Genomic DNA, 18,082 nt, shown 5'->3' on the forward strand with positions numbered 1-18,082 from the left:
GTCGCGGGTCCCTGTGCCTCGTTCACTTCGATCCGGTCTCCACGGCCTCTCGGGGCCACGACGGCGCGGCTCCGAGGACCAGACTTCGAGAACCCAATCATGGAAGCCTGCCAGTCTCGGCGATCACAGCGCTCAGTCGTTTCAGACGATCCAACTCCCGGCGCAGCGAGGCATTCTCGGCCAACAGACGAAGGTTCTCCTCCTCAAGCGCCATCTGGTCGGCATCGGTCTTCGCCTTCTGCTCCCGGACGGCCTCAGCCTGGTCCAGTCGTGTCAGGTTCACCTTGCGGTCTCTGTCGTCGGCGTCGCGGAGGATTTCGGCGCAACGCGGATTGGTGCGGAACACCTGCCGGTCAAAGCCGCATTCCTTGGCTATGATACTTTTGTTCAGATCGACGCCGTATCTCGGAAGCGGCTCGTCCTTGTGCCGTTCCAGGTATTCGATCAGGGCATCGACATGCTCCTGGGCGATTTCGACGCCGCTTTTGCCGGTGCCCCGCGCCATCAGGTGTCCCTCCGCGACGACAGGCTGATGACGCTCGCCGCGGGGAGGCTACCCAACTGCTCCAACCGGTCGATGGCTGCCTGATATCGCTCGAAGAACCGCTTCCATGTCGCAAAGCCGCCCATTTCGGCGACGGACAGGATCATCGCACGATGCGACGCGATCAGCAGTTCCTTGTCGGCCTGCAACTGCTCGATCTCGGCGTTCTTCGCTGCTGCGAGCTTCTCAAGCTCCGCGCGGGACTTTTTAGTGGATCGGTTGACAGCTGTGCGGATGGTTTCCTGCTTTTTGATCGCTCCCTCGACCGTCCGGCGACGGGCTTCATTTCGGGTAATGTCAGTGGCGTGCTTGAAGATGCCGTCGCTGCGCCTGCAGACGGCACGGACGGTGACGTCCTCATCTTCGGCAATCATCGCCTCCAGCAGTTCCTCGAGGACCTGGCTCTTATCAATCATCGAGATCCCTCAGGCGCTTCATGGTGTCGATGATCGTGGCGCCGGCCTTCTGCTCGGCCGTCACGGACAGGTCATTGCCGTCCGGGAAGACCTGCATTCCCGGCTCTGTGCCGAGCGCCTTGATGATGTTTTCATACCGTAGGCGGGCGTGGAGAAGCTGGTTCGCCCAGCCAATGTTGCGGCGATCCTCGGGCAGCGCCTCCAGCGTGATGATCACCTTTGCGAACTTGTCTCGCATGCGCTCCAGGTTATCCTGCTCGCTGATGACACCCGTCCGCGCCAGATGGAGGCATCCGTTGAAGCATTCGAGATGTTTGGGGCAGGGGTCGCTGGTGAAGCTGTTGATGCACAGGCCGTAGGGCGTCACGTGCAGGCCGTCTGCCTCGGCGTTCAAGTAGTCGAAAGCGGCCTCGTCACCGTATTCGAGTTGGACGCGGTGGAACTCATCGACGACGGGACCACGCGCCTTGTTGGCCGAGATCAGCTTGAAGACCTGCATCGCCTTGTCGCCAAGGCGCTCCTCAGCTTCCGGCGGAAGATCGATGTCGGCGAGGTCCTCGGCGAGGCTGCGGTGGTCGTAGACGTGGCTCTGCTGGACGCTACGCCGGTTGAACCTCTTGGTGATGATCGTATCGGCGACGCCGAGACGGAATAGCTCGGTGTTCTGGAGATGGCGCAGGGCGTGCGGGGTAAGCCGAAGAGCGCGATCTTCCTCGGTCATTCCATACCGCTCGAACAGGGTTTCGCAGCCCTTGCCGCTGGTCGAGCCGATCAGGTCGCCCCTGTCGATGCGACCAATTGCGGAATACATCGTGGTGTCGAGGATGCCGTTGTTGCGACCTTCGATTACGTTCCTGACCGGCATGATGAACATGAGTTCGTGAGGGTAGAGCAGGGTACCGTCTGTGATCCTGGTCGGCATCGTATCTGACAGCTTGGTCGTGCGATTTTCCCAGACATGTCGCTCGACATCTCCCACGCGAACGCGGGCCGTCCGCCAGTCGGCCCGGCCGTACATAGAGTTTGCCCATGGTTTTCTGACGGGGATGCCTCGTTGCGCAGGAGCGCCCCAGAACCGGGGAAACATCCGAGGGCAGCCGCTAAGTTGGTACTGCCTGATTTTATCGAGTGCCTCGATATCATAGGTTTGTCGGTAATTCTCGACCAAGCTCATGGGGATGTCTGGATCAGAGAAAGCAATATTGCCCGTCATCCTGACGTACATTTCCCAGGCGGGAACCAGTGCGTCCTCGGGGTATTCGGGAAAGATGCGCCCCGTCTCCGTCTGCCGTCTCAGCCGCTCGCGTAGCGGTGCTGTGATCTTTTCGACGTGCTCGAGCGTCTCGATGAGGATTTCCTCGAACATCGGCGGGACATGCTGAGTGTTCTCATAAAGCGATATGCCTTCAGGGCGCTCGTCCTCGTCCTGCTTTTCCGCGAAGTGCCGGATCATCAACGAGCGGGAGAAGCCGCCGCGTTCTGCGGCCGGACGCCCGTCGGCATCCAGATATTCGCGCCATCTCTTCCAGTCCAAGGGCAAGCGGGCGGCTTCGCCGATCCGAAAGCCCATGATGATCTGCACCTTGAAGACGGCGAACCGGATCGCGTCGGAGAAGGAGCGAGGCGTTTGCGTGAACACGATCCGCGCCAACTCCCAGAACGCGCGGTCCTCGGGTAACTTCGCCGCCGATTTCCTTTCGGCGAGCGAGCGGCGGAGGCCCTCCTTTCCGCCATGAGCATTCTGCCGCTTTCGAAGGGTCTCGGTCTGCTGCTGGGCGGAACGGGATTCGCTGGTCGGGTAGGGGATGCAAAAACGGGCGAGCGCGGGGATGTCGGCGAGCTTCTGCCGGTCGAGGATGTTTCTTACCGTGGTGACGAAGTCGAGTGCCAGCTTGCCCGAATCCCCGGAATGCAGAACTGCGTTGTAGGCCTGCTGGATCTGCTCGGGCGTCACCGCCCACGGAGGCGTGGTTCCAGCGGCGGGCGCCATCCGTCGGACGCCCTGAGCCACCAGCATTGCACTTTGCGGCTTGGTCTTGCCAACGAGGAGCTGATGAACGAAGACCGCTTGATACAGGTCACGCCAATGTTGCGGCATCGGGCCAGAGACAAGAGGCTGCTGATTCATTCGTCGCCTGATCTCGTTGAGCTTGCCGAATGCCACCGGATCGACGCCGATCTGCCCCAGCCAAAGCGTTGGGGGCGGCAACATGCCGACCAGCTCGGTCAGGTTCCAGCGGGTATCCTTGCTGACCTTGCCCTGATCGTCGCAGACGAGATCCCAATTGAGGCCGCGCGCCTTCGCCAAGATCTTGGCCGTGGCGATGTATTCCGCATAGAACGGGTTCATGTCTGATCCTCGGACATGCGGTCTGCCTTCAGCTCCTCGACAACGCGGCGGACGGCGTCGAGGGTCGTCTTGAGCTGCCCGTAGGCGGGAGACTGCTGGTTGTAGCGGGAGGCAGCTGCGAACTCGGTCACCACGGGCCGCAGGCTCTCAAGCACTTCCTGGTGGATGTCCGGCTCGCCAACCGGCATGAACTTCGAACAGGTGTAGCAGGATAGGACCGGGTTCTTGAAGCAGAGGCTCTGGCCGAGGCCGCAACCGCCGATCCCCGCGATGAGAATGCCGTGCGGCACGGCCCCGATCTGTTGGTCGGCCGGGAGCCCGAGCAGCATTGCCTTGTCGATGGTCCTGGTCTTGGCGATCTTGGCAAGGTTCGAATAGATCGGCGAGATCGCCAGGGCCTCGTTGATGCGCTGCGCCTGGGCGGGCGAGGTGTCGAAGTAGACGTTGGCGATCCGGTCGCTGGTCTGCCCGAGGAACTCTGTCAGTCCGACATGGGAGATGCCGCCGTCCGCGAGGCGCTGCGCAGCCGTGTGCCTCAGGGCGGTCGGCGTCCAGGCTTCGCCGGTCAGGTCCTCGGTCAGCTCCATGATGGCGCGGCTAACGCCTTGCGGCTTGAGGCCGAACAGCAGGCGAGGGGGCACCCCCTCCTCCGGCGGCATGACACCACTATCGCGGCGCCTCACCAACTCATTGAACAGCGCACCCCATTCGCGCTTGATCCTCCTGGTGACGCGAATTCGCTTGATGTTGTCCTTCTGCTTGATCAGCGAGACGGCGACGTGCACTGCGCCCGTCGAGAAGAGCCGGACATCGGCAAGCTCGATCCGCGCGATCTGCCCAGGCCGGAAAGCGTACTGGTACGACATGACCAGCATGCAGACGTCGCGCAGGCCGGCATTCTCGATAGCGTCAGGCTCAGCGGCCAGCGCCGCGCACATGTCATCGATGTAGTTGACGATCATCGCCTGCTGGTCGAGCGGCAGAAAGCAGTCGCCAGCGCGCACGACACGGTATTTGTCGACCTTCGGGCTTTTGAGCCCTCGTACGATCGAGGCTGCTGGAGATGACCAATGACCGATGTTGAGGCGACAGAGCGAATGAAGCATCGCTCTCAAAGCCCATGATTGGGATGCTGTTACTTTGGGGAGAATCTTCAATGTCCATACGGTGCGAGCTTCGTGTGGAGGTGAGATCATCAATTCGAGCAGCGCCTCGATGTCCTGATCTTCGGCGAACTTGATCGTGCGTTCTGTGTTGATTGCAACAGTGTGTGGGTCGTGACGGCTCAACCAGTCGGTCATAATTTGGCGCATGATCGGCTCAGCAGGCCCGAGCTTCCAAAGTTCGAGGCGGATACGGGCGCCATCGAGGTGGAGAACAACATCACCTTCGTCCCACCTTATAGACCGTGTCTCATTCGAGAAGTCGTCGAAGTAGCGGACGACGGACGGAAGCGGCGGCAGCTTGGCGGACACATTGACGATTTCAGCAAGCAACTCGAGATCAAGCTCGGCGGCAAAAGTGTTCAACGGCCTGCCTCCGGAACCGTGCGCCTGAGAGCGTCGACGAAGTGGTCGAACTTCTCGTCCCAGACCTCCGCCAGCCTGGTCTCGAAGTAGGCCTTGGCATAAAGGCGCGGCATGTTCGAGGCCTTGGACCAGCCGAAGAACACGCGCAGCTTCTCCTGTGCCTTGTCCACGTCGTTGCCTGCATCTTGATACCGCCTCATGCGAATGACCGCCGACGTGTGCCGCAGGTCGTGACAAGAAACGCTCTCAAGCCCCTGTTTCGAAAGGGAGTCTTTCGCTCTGTCCGATAGGGCGTCAGTTACGATTTCGAACATTTTCCCGAACGAGCGGAGTGCCAAGGGCTTGGCTTTCTGCGAGATCAGCAAATAAGGACAGTTCGCCCGACCGCGATAATTGCGGATGTAATGCAGCGCCAAGTCGACGATCTCTTGAGAGAGTGGAAGCTGTCGCCGCGATGGGTCGGTTTTTAAGCCCGGCTGTTCGTATCGTGGATCAATGTCTTCGGTCTCCTCAATGTCGAGCCAGTGGACGCTTTTTCCGGCCTCCGGATCGAAGTCTTCCTTGAAGGAATTGGTGTGCAGCAGCGCTGCCTCGCTGCGACGCAGTCCGAGACGCAGCAGCAGCATGAAGATCAATAGGTTGCGCCAGCGCAGCGCCTCGGTCTTGAAGGGATTTCGCGGCGAATCTGGCCGGAAGATTTCATATAGGTCCTCGACCACCGAGGGCGGCAGCGCACGGACCGGCGGCGCCGGCGTTCCTGGATTCGGTGCGAGCTGCCGGTACAGGGTGTCGATCCTGAGCAGCCTGGCTTCCATTTTGGAAGCCCGAGCGCCGGAGTTTCCAGAAAAGCGGAGCATGTCGGACACGAAGCTGACGGCGGATGTCCAGGTCGATGTCTTATCGACATTGGTGACGGCGGCCTCGTTGCGGAGCTGCGCCAGAAAGCCGACCAAGCAGTCCTCAAGTGCATCGGCGTCGGCCTCGGCGATCAGCCGGTCGAGGCAATCACTGCCGCGCTGGCGCTGTACGGAGTTATAGAGACGATCCAGAGCGGACAGATGTTTGCGGCGCGTCGAAGGCGCCAGCGACGTTTTCATCACGTCAATCCAGATCGTCGCCCAGAACCGAGGGATCCCGGACGAACCGGCGCTGATCAAACCAGCCGTCGCTGGCGGCAACGATGTCGAACTGAGATTGAGTGGCATGTTGCGTTGCAGGTGAAAGGACGCGCTACACTTCGATGTAGCGCGAGAACGCAACAGCCAAATGACCGTTCACGACGGTTTCGGACGATTGCCTAAAAGGTCATTAGGACCGAAAAAGCAACACTTCCCAAATGACCGTCCAGTTCCATAATTAAGCTTATGTGACATATATCTGTAGCCGCAAAGTTGAAGTGTCCTGATCCTGCAAAGTTGGAATGTCACTCTCCCCGGGTTTTGATGACCTGGGAGATTGCGGATGGGATTGATTGCGATGAGCGAACGCGATCTGCAGCGGATTGAGGTTTTGTCGAAAGTGGTCGCCGGACGTATGTCGTTGGTTTCGGCGGCGCATGTGCTTGGCTTAAGCACCCGTCAGGTGCGTCGGCTGCTGGATCGGATCCGCACAGACGGCGCAGCGTCGATAAGGCACAAGGCGATTGGCCGGCCATCGAACAATCGGATTCGTGACGGCGTGCGCGATTATGCCATGGCGATCGTGCGCGAGCGCTATGCGGACTTTGGTCCGACGCTGGCGGCCGAGAAGCTTGCGGAGCGTGATGGTCTGACGGTGTCGCGCGAGACCTTGCGCCAATGGATGTCGGAGGCCGGCCTGTGGCTGTCGCGCAAGCAGCGACGGACGTTCCATCAGCCACGATTGCGGCGCGAGGCCTATGGCGAACTGGTGCAAATCGATGGATCCGAGCATCGTTGGTTCGAAGATCGCGGTGACCCCTGTTCATTGCTGGTGTTCATCGATGATGCGACTGGCAAGCTGATGCAGTTACGGTTTGTGCGCTCGGAAAGCGCGTTCAGCTATTTCGAGGCGCTCGAGCTCTATCTGAAGGCGCATGGTGCTCCCGTCGCCTTCTATTCCGACAAGCATTCGGTGTTCCGGGTTGCGAAGAAGGATGCCAGGGGCGGTCAGGGCATGACCCAGTTCGGGCGTGCGCTTTGCGAGCTAAACATCGAGATTCTTTGCGCAAACTCGAGCCAGGCCAAAGGCCGGGTCGAGCGAATGAACCGGACGCTACAGGACCGGTTGATCAAGGATCTGCGTCTGGAGGGCATCTGCGGCATGGATGATGGCAACGCTTTCCTGCCTCGGTTCATGGAGCGCTATAACCGCCAGTTTGCCATTACCCCTGCCCGAGCTGAGGATCTGCATCGGCCGCTGAACCTTGCCCCGGATCGGCTACGCGACGTTCTGTGCAAACGTGAGCAGCGTTATGTCGGTGCCCAGCTGACGTTTTCGTTCGAGCGCCAGCGGATCATGCTGGAAGAGAACGAGGTGACGCGCGGGCTGGTCGGTCGTTATGTCGAGACTTACGCGCTTGCCGACGGCAGGCTGGATGTGCGCTGGAAGGGGCATTCCCTGCCATACCGGGTGTTCGACAAGGACCAGCGGGTGACGCATGCGGCGATCACCGAGAACAAGCGGCTCGGTGAACTCCTGACCTACATCAAGGAGCGCCAGGACCAGGAGCAAAAGCCGGTTGTGAAGACGAACAGCGACAAGAACGGCTACAAACCGCGTGGCCGCAGGCCGGGCAAGCGGACGGATTTCATGAACGATCCGGCGGTGATTGCGCGACGAGAGAAAGCGTTGATGAGGCGGCCAGCGGCGGAATAAAGAGCGTCAATGCACGCCGATGTCGCTCTGCGTATCCGATTCCAACTGCAGGCAAGCTGGCCAAAGTGGCGTCTTGTGGAAGGCTCCATCCTGGAGGAGCGTGAGCCCCTCTCGTGCCTCATAGAGCACACCGAGCCAGCACAAGCGTCGAAAGACGCCATATTGGAGGTCGGATTTCAACTTCCAGGTTTCTATGGTCATTTCGGTGTCCGACAGAGGCGCCAAGTCTGGATAGAGGATCTTCACAACGTCTATTGGCGTGCACCCTTCTCTGGCTTTGATATTGAGAAGATTGAGGAACATGCGCCACCAGCGTAACCGCGCTCGGACCTCCTCCTCCCGCTCGGTGGTATGGACATACGAATAGAGATAATCCGTGGCGACCAGATCGAAGAAGGCTTGCGGGTTCACCAGGAACTCCCGGCCGCGTCTGGTTGGCAGCAGCACATCTTTTTTCCGGCGAAGAAGCTTCAGATGACGGGTCATGTCGCGCACGACCCAAAGCGGTGGCATGTCGCTTTCATTGAGCACCTTGTTCATGCTGTAGAGGTCTTCGGCTGTGAAGCCTGGCCAAAGGAAGTGCACAGCGGCCCAATGCACGAACTTGCGGTTCATGGCGCCGGTCGCCGTCAATCCTATGCCGCCCTCACCGTCAGCATAGGCAACCGAAAGAAGCATACCGCGCAGAAGTGGGGACAGTGCGGCGACATCGACGTCACCCTTCAGCTTGATTTCCGGAAGCATCGTGCGGCTGTGATCCCTACTCGCCCTATGCAGGTGCAAGCGAGTATCAACCGGCGACAAAACAATTGCTACTGAGAAAGCTAAAGCCGAAGGGGAGCGTCACCACCCGCCCCCTCCCTGCCCTTGCAACCCGGTCCAGCCGGTCCGGTCGGGGGCTTGCCTCTGTCCCAGTGGAGATGTCGCGTGTCGCATGTCTAAATGGCTGAAGACGTGTCCAAAGTGACATTTTAACTTTGCGCAGCGGCGGACAGTTCAACCTTGCCGCCACAATATCATCCCCATCGAAACCTCAACTGCGATAATGTTCGAGTTCCAAATCGTCCTCGATCAGGACTTCGCACACAAAACTAGATCCCGCAGCAGCCAGGAAGTAAGGGCCAGTGCCGCCTCAGTCCTTATCTCCGTGCACGGCGCCATCCAGCTGCACGCGCCTCGGCCTCACTGCAGAACCAGCGCTCGCCGTAGCGCGAGTTGATCACCGTCTCCGAATAGAACGTCTGCCCCGGGACGTGGTAGATTCGCTCTCCGGTATTGATGCTGACATTGCCCTTGATATTGCAGCTTGGGTCGATCGTGGAGAGGAGCGATGATGGCTCTGCGACCCACCCCTCGATCGAAGACACTCCAGCGATGCCGGTGACCCCGATGAGTACTAGCAGGGCCGGCGCTTCACGCAGCAGTGAGGTTTTGCGGCGATGTGGAATTCTCCGGTATTGATGGCGCATGTCTCCCCCATGCCATCGCGGTTGCACAGGAATTGAACGTCAAAGTCGCAAGATTGTCAAAGCAATCGCTAAAATATGATTCTGAGGTCAGCTCATCGCCACGAAAGCGCATCTTTTCAACTCGCTGAGAGGGGGAGAGTGCCCGCTGCCCTCTCTCCCCCCACAAAGCACTAAACCCGTCTCCCCATGCTTCGGCCTCGGCCTGCAGCACGAGTCGGCTGCGCCGACCGGCCCTGCGGATGGGTGATCCCCCTCCGGTTTAGCGCTTGTCCCCCTCGCTTCCGCTGCTCCGCGCGAGCTCGGGGAGCAGCAGCGGGGCTGCTGCCCTCCCCTTCAATTTCGAAGCCGAGGGGTAACATCTGAGCCTGGGATTGAGGGTTACGATGACGGAAAATTTGAAGCCGAGAGCTCCAGCTTCCTTGGCTGGCCTAATGAAGAGCCATATTGCTGCGCAACGGGGCGCTGCGCGTGAGGAAGAAACCGCAAGGGCAGCGATCGTGAACTATGAGCCCCGCGACGATCAGGAATCGAGGCTGAAACTGACCTATATTGCAGCTTATCTAATGGCCACACGGGGCCGTTTGAATGCCCATGAACTGGACGCGGCCTTGCATACGGCTCTCGAAGGGATTAGCGCCGCCTGCGGCCGCCGCTTCTTCTCCCGACCAAGAACGGTCGGCTTAGTTGATTGTTGCCACCCATTCGCCCGTGGCGGACTTCGAGAAGCCTACAACACGATCTAAAGGCTGAGCTTGTGGTGACATTTTTACAGACGTCATGCAGACCACACCGGGATCGGTGTCGATTTTGTCACACTGGCCGAGCTTCAAGGAGATCTCGGGCATGTTGTTTCGATCCCATACGAGTGGCGAGGCGGCGTGCGCCTTTCGAAACGCTGCAAGAGCCTGCTCCTCTGAGGGCGTTTCGACCATCGGCACGGCGCAAAGTGACGGATCAGCGGAGATAGCCGCGACCAACTCCGCCTTGGCTATTGCTTGAGAGTCCACATCAGGTCCGGACGTGGCGAGATATGTGCCGCCAGCGCCGGCTGCGAGACCGACGCTGGCGGCGATCACCAAAAGCATGTTCTGATTCATTGCAGCCTTCCCGACAGATTAGGTTCTGAGGTTGAACCAGAAGCGTTCCTTGACCCCCTTGTCGTTCGGAATGTCGAAGAAATAAGGATTTGAACGTTGGGGTCGAGGCATGGTGACTTGGACCTTGCATCCGTTTTTGCTCAGATTGTCCCAGTCGTTGTATAGAGTGCGCAGTTCGATATTTGCTCGAGCATTGGCGTCCGCGTTGCCGTAACGGGCGTGGAAGTCACTGCGGTTCTCGCACCGGTCGACGACCTGAACACATTTGTTCGGAGTCCGCTTCACCCCATCGCGACCGCTTTCACTGTAGCCAATGTTCGTGCCAGCCAGGCAATCCTCAAATTGCTCGCGACCAGGTTTACCCGCCTTCGCCTCGTGGCAGATAGGCCAAGAGAAGCCGGGCTTCTTCATCGCGTTGATGAGCTTCGTCATCGGCGGTACGCAATAGGGGACGCCTTGCCACGACGGACTTTGGGAGGCGGCGCAGAGGAGTACTTGACAGCCCCAGGTGGCGTCTTGTGCCTTGGCGCCTTGGGGAGCAAGCGCAAACGCGGCGAGACCGACTGTGGCGAAAAACATACGTTTCATTCAGGTGGTCCTCGTGATGGTTGCGGCGGGAAACAGCCGATCGACGAAGATCCGCGTCGATCGCGCGCTGGCGGGTGCTCAATTTGAGCGAAATCCGTCACCTATCGGTCTGTCCTCCTTGGCTTCCGTCGAGCATCGATAAAGGGTGGCGAGATTTCGCTCTCGCGATCCGCGAGAAGATTGGCGTCCGCGATCGGCTGGCGGCCGAGCGTCTTGTCTACGGCTTTGCGCCGCCACTCGTTCATATCGAGAACGTAGGTCGCCCACATGCCATAGCGGGCTGCCATGGCGTACCGCTGATAGGCCATGTACGGAGTGTTGTGCGAGTATGGTGAGGCCACGCGCGCCCAACCAACCCGAAGCATCTCTACCGCAATATCTTGCCCGCTCGTCGTGCAACGGGCCTGCGGGATACCATCATGACCATAGGCGATGACGCTACATTCGACCGGTTTGCTGCCGATGGTCCTTTTGAGCCAGGACTTTGCGAGCGGGCCGCAGGGAACGGGCGAAGGTGCTTGTTGTCGCCGGCGGTCCAGCCACTTAGGGTCGAGCGCCCATTGTGGCAGCTCGCAGGCGTCTATATCAGCGAGGCGGACACGCTGGGGGAATTGCGGATACCAGAGAGTCCGGCCATCTATGACCGCGACGCGACCCTTAAAGACCGGATACGCGTGGGCCGGAGTGTCGCCCTGCCGCCGCCAGGTTGCATCGGGATTCCCGACGAGGTCAGCCGCGGTAGCTGGCAGAATGATCGCGGTGAGAACTGCGGTAGCGGCTAGGTATCGCTTCATTGATCCGCTTTCTTGTTTCGCGCATTCACCTCGCGGCTCAGAAGAATGGCCGGGTGCTGAACGTCTTCGAACTGCCAAAGGCCGGCGCGCTTATCGCGGGCAAGCTGCTCGGCCACGGCATAGGGAACGTGGTAGGGCAGGCCCTCACCGTTGAGGGCCGCGAAGGCGTAGCCGCTCGTGATCAGCACATTCGCCAGATCGAGCCGGTCGTTTCCAACGGTCGCGTAACAGACCACGTAGGCGATACCGTCCTTTTTAACGATCGGTGCGCAAACAGGCTTGGTGTCTTTGATATATGCCGCGAGTACGGCAAGGGAGGCCTCGCCGCAATCGCGCTTCTGCCCGTGATTGTCCGTGTAAGACGTGCCGCGCAGGCAAGATTGAGCACCATAGAGCCGATAGCGCTTGCCATCCGACGTCCACGTATCGCCGGTTTCCAAGGTGACGCCAGGCAACAGATCGAAATATCCATCTGGCGCGGCGGCGGCGGATGTCGGGAAGAGGGTCAGTAGGAGAATGAGAAACTCTCTCATTGCCCCTTTACCCTTGGATCGGCCCACATCCCGAAAGAGCCTTTTTGCCCGATCTCCTCAGCTTTGGTGAGATCCGAGCGAGCGGGCGTTCCGTCAGGCTTCTGCGACAGGCGTAGTGCGCCCAGCGATAGCAGTTGCTCTTCGAACATATCGACGGAATCGAGACTGCCAGGAAAATTGTAATAGCCGTAGCACGTCGCGTTCTGAAGGGGCGCGCCTTGTTCGCTCACGAACGCGCGGCAAAAGACGACCTTTGGGTTTTGCAGCATGATTTGGAGCTGCTTCTGTGCAAAGTCGTCGCAGCTCCCGGCGAAGTCTTCACTACGGTTGACCATTTCACCTTTGCAGGGCTCGAGCCCGTAGAGGCGAAGTGTCGTCTTGTCGTCAACGCTGAAGTCCGTGGGCGATACGGCCTTGAACCCAGCCGTGGTCGCGTAACCCTTGCGATCGGTGACTTTGCCACTTCCGTCGTAATACTCGATCACCAGCACGGTCTTACCCGGCGCTGCCAGTGACTTGATGTAGTTCTTGTCGATGTCCGAGGCAGACAAAGCGGGTGTTGTCATTACACCACCTACGAGCGCGGCAATGATGGTCAGTTTCATTTTCTAGCCCTTATCCAAATTGCTTCTGCCGATCCCCCGGCAAAAGGGGGTTTAAGTGATCCGCAAAAAGTTGTATCGCTGAACCAAATCGATGTCATCCGCGCACCAACTTAAACAGTTTTTATTTCAATCACAACACCGCAAGTCAGGCGGAGGACGATGGAAAAAAGGGCTAGAACAGCAGGCATTTCGGGCAGGCTCACTTTCGTGAGCGCCGCCCTTTTGTCACTGATTTGGGGTGGGACTGCTCACGCCAAGGACGATAATACAATTCAAAATATTGTAAATAATAGAAGCACTTGGCAAAATCTCGATGGACCTGCACTCGCGACGAATTTCGAGGAGCGTTGGTCTGGATCCGAAAGAGAGTTCGTCTTTGGCGCTGACGGCGTTGTGAAACCAGCGACCGAAACGCAAGAGGACCTCCGTAATCTTGGGGGATCGAATCAAATTGATGCACAAATAGGCCACACTCGATCTGCAGGTGATGGCACTTTTCGGCCTGGAGTTTTGCAACCTCCGATCGGAAACTTAGAGCAAATTGATGCATCCCGAACGGCTGAGGGCGGCCAATCCGAAGCACAAACCTGCGGCCCCTCTCCGTTAGGCGCAGACGAAATCAAATCTTTGGTTGTCCGGACGGCTCGGAAATACGGTGTGGACGAGCGTTTTGCGACGGCGATCACTTGGGCGGAAAGTGGTTTTGACCAGAGCCGCAATTCACCAAAGGGCGCCCGCGGACCGATGCAGCTCATGCCGGCGACGGCTGCACGCTTGGGCGTCGAGGACATCTGTGATCCAGCTCAGAACATCGAGGGCGGGGTGAAGTACCTGCGGGCGCTCCTCGACGAGTTTCAAAACCCCCTTCTTGTTGCGGCCGCCTACAACAGCGGCGAACATCGGATTTATGAGCACGGCGGTATCCCGCCGTTCAAGGAAACCGTCGGCTACGTGGCCAAGGTGATCAACTACCAGCTCGGGCTGCCGATGCCGTCGGCAAAAGGCAAGGCGAGAATAGCCGCTTCGCAAGCGGTCTCAGATGCGGATGACAGCGGCGATGCCGGCGTCATCGCCGTGAAGAAAACCGGCACGTTTGTCGGTGGCGTAATGCACTTCTGAAGGAGAGATACATGCAGACGGGTGTACAGAGAGACAAAACCCAAGCGCTGAAGCTTATGGCGATATTCGGCATGGTAGCCGCCATTCAGGTTGTTGGCGCCGATATTGCTTTTGCGCAGGCAGGCGGCGGAGCCGGAGGCGCCTTTGCGCCACTTCAAACGGCCGTCCAGATGATCGTTGACTTCATCACCGGTCCGTTCGGCCGCCTGATGGCGATCATTGCTGTCATCGGCCTTGGCTTCCTCGCCTTTGCCGGACGTCTCTCGTGGTTCACAGCGGGTGCGGTTGTTATCGGTATTGGTCTTGTGTTCGGAGCCCCGGCGATCGTCGACCAGATGATTTCGTCCGTCGGCAGCAACTGAGCATGAGCGAGTTTTCCGACGAACGGCCGGCTCTTACTCCGTTGGTGATCGGGTTAACTCGATCTCCAACGCTTTGGAGCGTGCCATACATGGCGGTGGTGCTGATCGTCGGGGTCACCATTATCGGCTGGCTGGCGACGAACCACTTCCTCGCGCTGCTCATCGCGCCGGTCGCTTACATCGTTCTGTTCTCCCTCTGCACCTGGGACAACAAAATCCTCGACGTGCTGCAGGTGACGTCTCGCAAGACGCCACGCACGCGCAACAAGCGTTTTTGGGGCACCAACTCTTACGGACCGTGATCATGCTGAAAGTCGTGAAAGAAGAGCTTGGATTTGGACGGGTCGCTAGTAACGAGCGGCCCATGTCGACCCATATACCCTACCTCAGTCAGGTCTCCGACACTGTGATCGGGTTGGAAAACGGTTCACTCTTGAGCGTCATCAAACTGGATGGGCTGTTCTTTCAAACCGAGGACCAGGCTGAACTTAACATGCGGTCCGTTGTGCAAAACACGATGATCCGCGCATTGGGGTCGAGCCGCTATTCCCTTTGGTCCACTGTAATCCGCCGCGAAGTCGAAACCGAGATCGGTGGCGCGTTCGACGAGCCATTCTGCGATCTGCTGAATAGGCGTTACGTTGAGCAACTGCGTCACAAGCGCATGTTCACGAACGAAATCTATCTGACCATCGTGCGGTCTGGAATGCGGGGTGCTCTCGGCGTTGGCGACTCGCTAAAGAAGCTCTTCGACAAGACCAGCAAAGACGCACGGGTCCAGCAAACCCGTGAAGATGTTTCCGAGCTTGTAGAGTTGATCGGCAACATCGTGCGGGACCTGCATAAGTACGGCGCCCGAGCACTTGGAATTACCTATCGTCGCAGAAATGACGACGAGGCGACGATCGAGGGGCATGAAAAGAAACAGGGCGAACCCTATTCCGAGCCCTGCGAATTCATCAATGCTATCCTGACCTGTGGTGTGCCGCGCAAAATGCGCCTGCCGCGCATGGGCATCCGCAACTATGTCGGCACGTCGCGGCTGCATTTCAGTAAGCGGACAATGCAGGCTCAGGCGGCAGTCGACGAAGATACCCGTTTTGGCGCACTGCTATCGATTAAAGAATATCCGCCCTTTACGGGACCGGGAATGTTGGACGGCCTGCTGCAGGTGAACCATGAGTTCATTCTGACGCAATCTTTCACCATCGCCGACAAGCCGATTGCGCAAGAGCGAATAAGCCGTCTGCAACGGCAAATCAGGGCATCGGATGAATCCGGCAGCGCGGTCGAGCAGGACATCGACTATGCGCTCAATAGCCTAATGAACCAGGAAGCCGTGTTCGGCTTCCACCATCTTTCGCTGCTGTGCTTGTCCCGCGACCTCGCCGGCGTCAGTCGCACCGTCTCTGAACTTGGTGCGTGCCTGACCGACATGAACATCAATTGGCTTCGCGAGGACCTGAACCTCGAAGCGGGATTTTGGGCGCAACTGCCCGGCAACCACAGCTACATTGCCCGCAAGGCAATGCTGTCGAGTGCGAATTTTTCCGGTCTCTCGTCGATGCACAATTTCGCAACGGGTCTGGCTGATCGCACCCATTGGGGACTGCCGATCACGATCCTCGAAACGACGTCGCAAACGCCGTATTGGTTCAACTTCCATCGCCGTGACATCGGCCACTTCCTTGTCACCGGGCCGACCGGCTCCGGTAAGACGGTCGCATTAACGTTCCTGCTCGCGCAGGCGATGCGCGTTTCACCGACACCAAGGGCCGTGTTCTTCGACAAGGACCGTGGTGCGGAGATCTTTGTAAGGGCGATTGGAGGCTCATATGAGGTATTGTCGCCGGGGACGCCGACCGGCTTCAACCCGCTGCAGCTCGATAATACCGGCCCGAACCGCGAATTCCTGCTTCGGCTGCTGAAGGCGATGCTGCGGTCCGGTGATCGGAGCGAATTCAATCAGGAAGACGAGGACACTCTTGAACGGGCAATCGTCCGTTTGATGCAGGAGCCTGCGGCGGAGCGGAATCTGCCGAACCTGGCCGGGTTGCTGGTCGGTCGGTCGCGGGCGGACGCCAACGATCTTCATTCGCGCCTTCGACCTTGGATCGACGGCGAAAAGGCCTGGCTCTTTAACGCCGCGCATGACGTCCTTTCCTTCTCAGGCCGGAGCGTGTTCGGCTTTGACATGACAAACATTCTCGGAAACGAGGACCTGCGCACACCGGCGCTGATGTATTTGTATCATCGGTTGGATGAGCTGCTGGACGGAAACCCCGTCATGTTCTTCATGGACGAAGGTTGGCAGCTTCTCATGGACGAGACCTTTTCGGCGTTCATCGTCGACAAGATGAAGACCATCCGCAAGCTCAACGGCATTGTTGGTTTCGGAACTCAGTCCGCGGCGGATATCGCCAAGGCAAAAGCCTCACACACGTTGATCGAGCAGTCCGCAACCAACATCCACTTCCCGAACCCCCGCGCCGACGAAGAGAGCTACATCAAGCGTTTTGGCCTGACGGTGAAGGAATTTAACTTCATCAAGAATACCCCACCCGAAAAGCGAACCTTCCTCATCAAACACGGCAATGACTCGGTCATTGCCCGGCTCGATCTCTCCACCATGCCCGATCTCGTGAAAGTGCTCTCGGGGCGCAAGGAGACGATTGAGGAATGCGCAGCGCTTCGGGAACGACATGGCGACGAGCCGGAAAACTGGCTGGCTGAATTCTGCGGATGGGAGAAGGCCGAATGAGGAAAAGTCCTGCTTTGTGGGTAATTTCTGCACTGTCTCTTGTCGAAACCGCACCGGCGCTCTCTCAGGTGCCCGTCATCGATGACAAGGTTCTCAAGACCGATACCACCCGCGACCAGACGACGAGGGAAATCAAAAAGACCGACAGCGATCGACACGCCGTCAGCAAAGGTGTGACGTGCTCGGTTTATCGGCCAGGGAGAGGCGGCGATCCGGCCTCGGCGGCGACTGCCAATCCGGAGATTGCCGGTTTGGTAAAGCGTGTTGCTCAGGAAGAAGGTGTCGATGAAAAACTCTTCATGGCGCTTGTCTACCAGGAGAGCCGCTTCAATCCCTGTGCGAAATCGCCCGTGGGGGCGATCGGGCTTTCTCAGCTTATGCCGGGCACGGCACAAGACCTTGGAGTCGATCCCCACAATATCGAAGACAATCTTCGGGGTGGTGCGCGCTATCTAAAACAGCAACTCCGCCGCTTTAACGGCAACACCAATCTGGCGCTGGCCGCCTATAATGCCGGTCCTGGGAACGTCCAGAAGTATGGCGGGATCCCCCCTTTCAAGGAAACGCAAGGGTACGTCGCGAACATCACCCAAAAGTGGCTGCCGGCCTTCGGCGGTTCCGATGTTGCCAATATCCCGGTGAACTACGGCGGTGGCTCGACGGCCTTCACCGGCATGCGCGATTCCACGATTAATTCCATGGCGACCTCTCAGGCGGTCGGCGAGAGCAGCGGAAACGTCGCGTCGTGGCTGCAGCAATTGGGCGGAATGTACAGCGGCACGGTCCAGGACAGTTGGGACCACAACTCCGGCGCTCGCAATGCCAACCTCGAAATGATGAACCAGGTCATTCGTCTTGGCACGACGATGGCGGATCTCATGAACTCTCGTAGCGCCGTCGATGTTGGCGGCCTGTCCGGATCGTCGCGCACAAGCGATTTCGGAACTAACCGCGAAACGACTGGGCTTTGCGACCCACGGGAACGGCTTGAATGGAGCCCAAAGGAGAAGGCTTGCGTCCAGAAGCGTGAACGTGAGGCCAACGTAGAACTGATGTTGAACGCTCAATGAGGAGAACTGC

At 58.8% G+C, this 18,082-nt stretch carries 18 protein-coding genes; 6 read left to right on the forward strand and 12 right to left on the reverse strand.

Annotation, left to right across the window (positions count from 1 at the left end; all coding sequences use genetic code 11):
- Window positions 1-97: 97 nt before the first annotated feature.
- Genes AC1Z3V_RS32705 through AC1Z3V_RS32725 form a run of 5 tightly spaced genes read right to left on the reverse strand, consistent with a single transcriptional unit; the run spans window position 98 to window position 6,044 of the window.
- Complete coding sequence (locus AC1Z3V_RS32705; protein WP_483504244.1) at window positions 98-505, reverse strand: hypothetical protein; 408 nt, start codon at window positions 503-505, stop codon at window positions 98-100.
- Window positions 505-960 carry a hypothetical protein gene (locus AC1Z3V_RS32710; protein WP_483504245.1) on the reverse strand — a complete coding sequence of 152 codons (456 nt, stop codon included), beginning with the start codon at window positions 958-960 and terminating at the stop codon, window positions 505-507. The genes AC1Z3V_RS32705 and AC1Z3V_RS32710 overlap by 1 nt, the downstream gene beginning before the upstream one ends.
- Entirely contained in the window at window positions 953-3,268 is a 2,316-nt protein-coding gene (locus tag AC1Z3V_RS32715) for a hypothetical protein (RefSeq protein ID WP_483504246.1), read from the reverse strand. Before AC1Z3V_RS32715 ends, AC1Z3V_RS32710 begins: the two co-directional genes overlap by 8 nt.
- A 38-nt stretch (window positions 3,269-3,306) precedes the next feature.
- Window positions 3,307-4,839: a tyrosine-type recombinase/integrase gene (locus AC1Z3V_RS32720; RefSeq protein WP_483504247.1), complete on the reverse strand. Its 1,533-nt coding sequence runs from the start codon at window positions 4,837-4,839 to the stop codon at window positions 3,307-3,309.
- The gene (locus AC1Z3V_RS32725; protein ID WP_483504248.1) at window positions 4,836-6,044 is read right to left on the reverse strand and encodes a tyrosine-type recombinase/integrase; all 1,209 of its coding nucleotides are present in this window, start codon (window positions 6,042-6,044) and stop codon (window positions 4,836-4,838) included. Before AC1Z3V_RS32725 ends, AC1Z3V_RS32720 begins: the two co-directional genes overlap by 4 nt.
- A 256-nt stretch (window positions 6,045-6,300) precedes the next feature.
- On the opposite strand from AC1Z3V_RS32725, the gene AC1Z3V_RS32730 reads away from it, so the two are divergent.
- Window positions 6,301-7,674, forward strand: a complete 1,374-nt coding sequence (locus tag AC1Z3V_RS32730) for an ISNCY family transposase (RefSeq protein WP_483499432.1) — start codon at window positions 6,301-6,303, stop codon at window positions 7,672-7,674.
- Window positions 7,675-7,680: 6 nt separating this feature from the next.
- Here the strand turns inward: AC1Z3V_RS32730 and AC1Z3V_RS32735 are convergent, their stop codons facing one another.
- The 7 genes from AC1Z3V_RS32735 to AC1Z3V_RS32765 all read right to left on the reverse strand — a co-directional run bounded on the left by AC1Z3V_RS32735 (window position 7,681) and on the right by AC1Z3V_RS32765 (window position 12,760).
- The gene (locus AC1Z3V_RS32735; protein ID WP_483499430.1) at window positions 7,681-8,418 is read right to left on the reverse strand and encodes a hypothetical protein; all 738 of its coding nucleotides are present in this window, start codon (window positions 8,416-8,418) and stop codon (window positions 7,681-7,683) included.
- Between the two features lie 395 nt (window positions 8,419-8,813).
- On the reverse strand, window positions 8,814-9,143 hold the full coding sequence (locus tag AC1Z3V_RS32740) for a sunset domain-containing protein (RefSeq protein WP_483504249.1): 330 nt from the start codon (window positions 9,141-9,143) through the stop codon (window positions 8,814-8,816).
- 680 nt (window positions 9,144-9,823) lie between these two features.
- Window positions 9,824-10,240, reverse strand: a complete 417-nt coding sequence (locus tag AC1Z3V_RS32745; protein WP_483504250.1) for a hypothetical protein — start codon at window positions 10,238-10,240, stop codon at window positions 9,824-9,826.
- 18 nt (window positions 10,241-10,258) lie between these two features.
- Complete coding sequence (locus AC1Z3V_RS32750) at window positions 10,259-10,828, reverse strand: hypothetical protein (RefSeq protein ID WP_483504251.1); 570 nt, start codon at window positions 10,826-10,828, stop codon at window positions 10,259-10,261.
- 101 nt (window positions 10,829-10,929) lie between these two features.
- Window positions 10,930-11,622: a thermonuclease family protein gene (locus AC1Z3V_RS32755; protein WP_483504252.1), complete on the reverse strand. Its 693-nt coding sequence runs from the start codon at window positions 11,620-11,622 to the stop codon at window positions 10,930-10,932.
- Window positions 11,619-12,155: a thermonuclease family protein gene (locus AC1Z3V_RS32760; RefSeq protein ID WP_483504253.1), complete on the reverse strand. Its 537-nt coding sequence runs from the start codon at window positions 12,153-12,155 to the stop codon at window positions 11,619-11,621. Before AC1Z3V_RS32760 ends, AC1Z3V_RS32755 begins: the two co-directional genes overlap by 4 nt.
- Window positions 12,152-12,760 carry a hypothetical protein gene (locus AC1Z3V_RS32765; protein WP_483504254.1) on the reverse strand — a complete coding sequence of 203 codons (609 nt, stop codon included), beginning with the start codon at window positions 12,758-12,760 and terminating at the stop codon, window positions 12,152-12,154. The genes AC1Z3V_RS32760 and AC1Z3V_RS32765 overlap by 4 nt, the downstream gene beginning before the upstream one ends.
- A 159-nt stretch (window positions 12,761-12,919) precedes the next feature.
- Between AC1Z3V_RS32765 and AC1Z3V_RS32770 the strand changes: the two genes are divergently transcribed.
- The 5 genes from AC1Z3V_RS32770 to AC1Z3V_RS32790 are packed head-to-tail and all read left to right on the forward strand — an operon-like array spanning window position 12,920 to window position 18,072.
- Window positions 12,920-13,879 (forward strand): lytic transglycosylase domain-containing protein, encoded by a 960-nt coding sequence (locus tag AC1Z3V_RS32770; RefSeq protein ID WP_483504255.1) that lies wholly within the window; start codon window positions 12,920-12,922, stop codon window positions 13,877-13,879.
- Between the two features lie 11 nt (window positions 13,880-13,890).
- Window positions 13,891-14,241: a TrbC/VirB2 family type IV secretion system protein gene (locus tag AC1Z3V_RS32775; RefSeq protein WP_404528432.1), complete on the forward strand. Its 351-nt coding sequence runs from the start codon at window positions 13,891-13,893 to the stop codon at window positions 14,239-14,241.
- Window positions 14,242-14,243: 2 nt separating this feature from the next.
- Window positions 14,244-14,543 carry a VirB3 family type IV secretion system protein gene (locus AC1Z3V_RS32780; protein WP_483504256.1) on the forward strand — a complete coding sequence of 100 codons (300 nt, stop codon included), beginning with the start codon at window positions 14,244-14,246 and terminating at the stop codon, window positions 14,541-14,543.
- A gap of 2 nt (window positions 14,544-14,545) precedes the next feature.
- A complete protein-coding gene (locus AC1Z3V_RS32785; protein ID WP_483504257.1) occupies window positions 14,546-17,002 on the forward strand; it encodes a VirB4 family type IV secretion/conjugal transfer ATPase in 2,457 nt (818 codons plus the stop codon).
- Window positions 16,999-18,072 (forward strand): lytic transglycosylase domain-containing protein, encoded by a 1,074-nt coding sequence (locus tag AC1Z3V_RS32790; RefSeq protein ID WP_483504258.1) that lies wholly within the window; start codon window positions 16,999-17,001, stop codon window positions 18,070-18,072. Before AC1Z3V_RS32785 ends, AC1Z3V_RS32790 begins: the two co-directional genes overlap by 4 nt.
- Window positions 18,073-18,082 lie beyond the last annotated feature (10 nt).

The organism is Ensifer sp. 38_S197 (assembly GCF_056924495.1).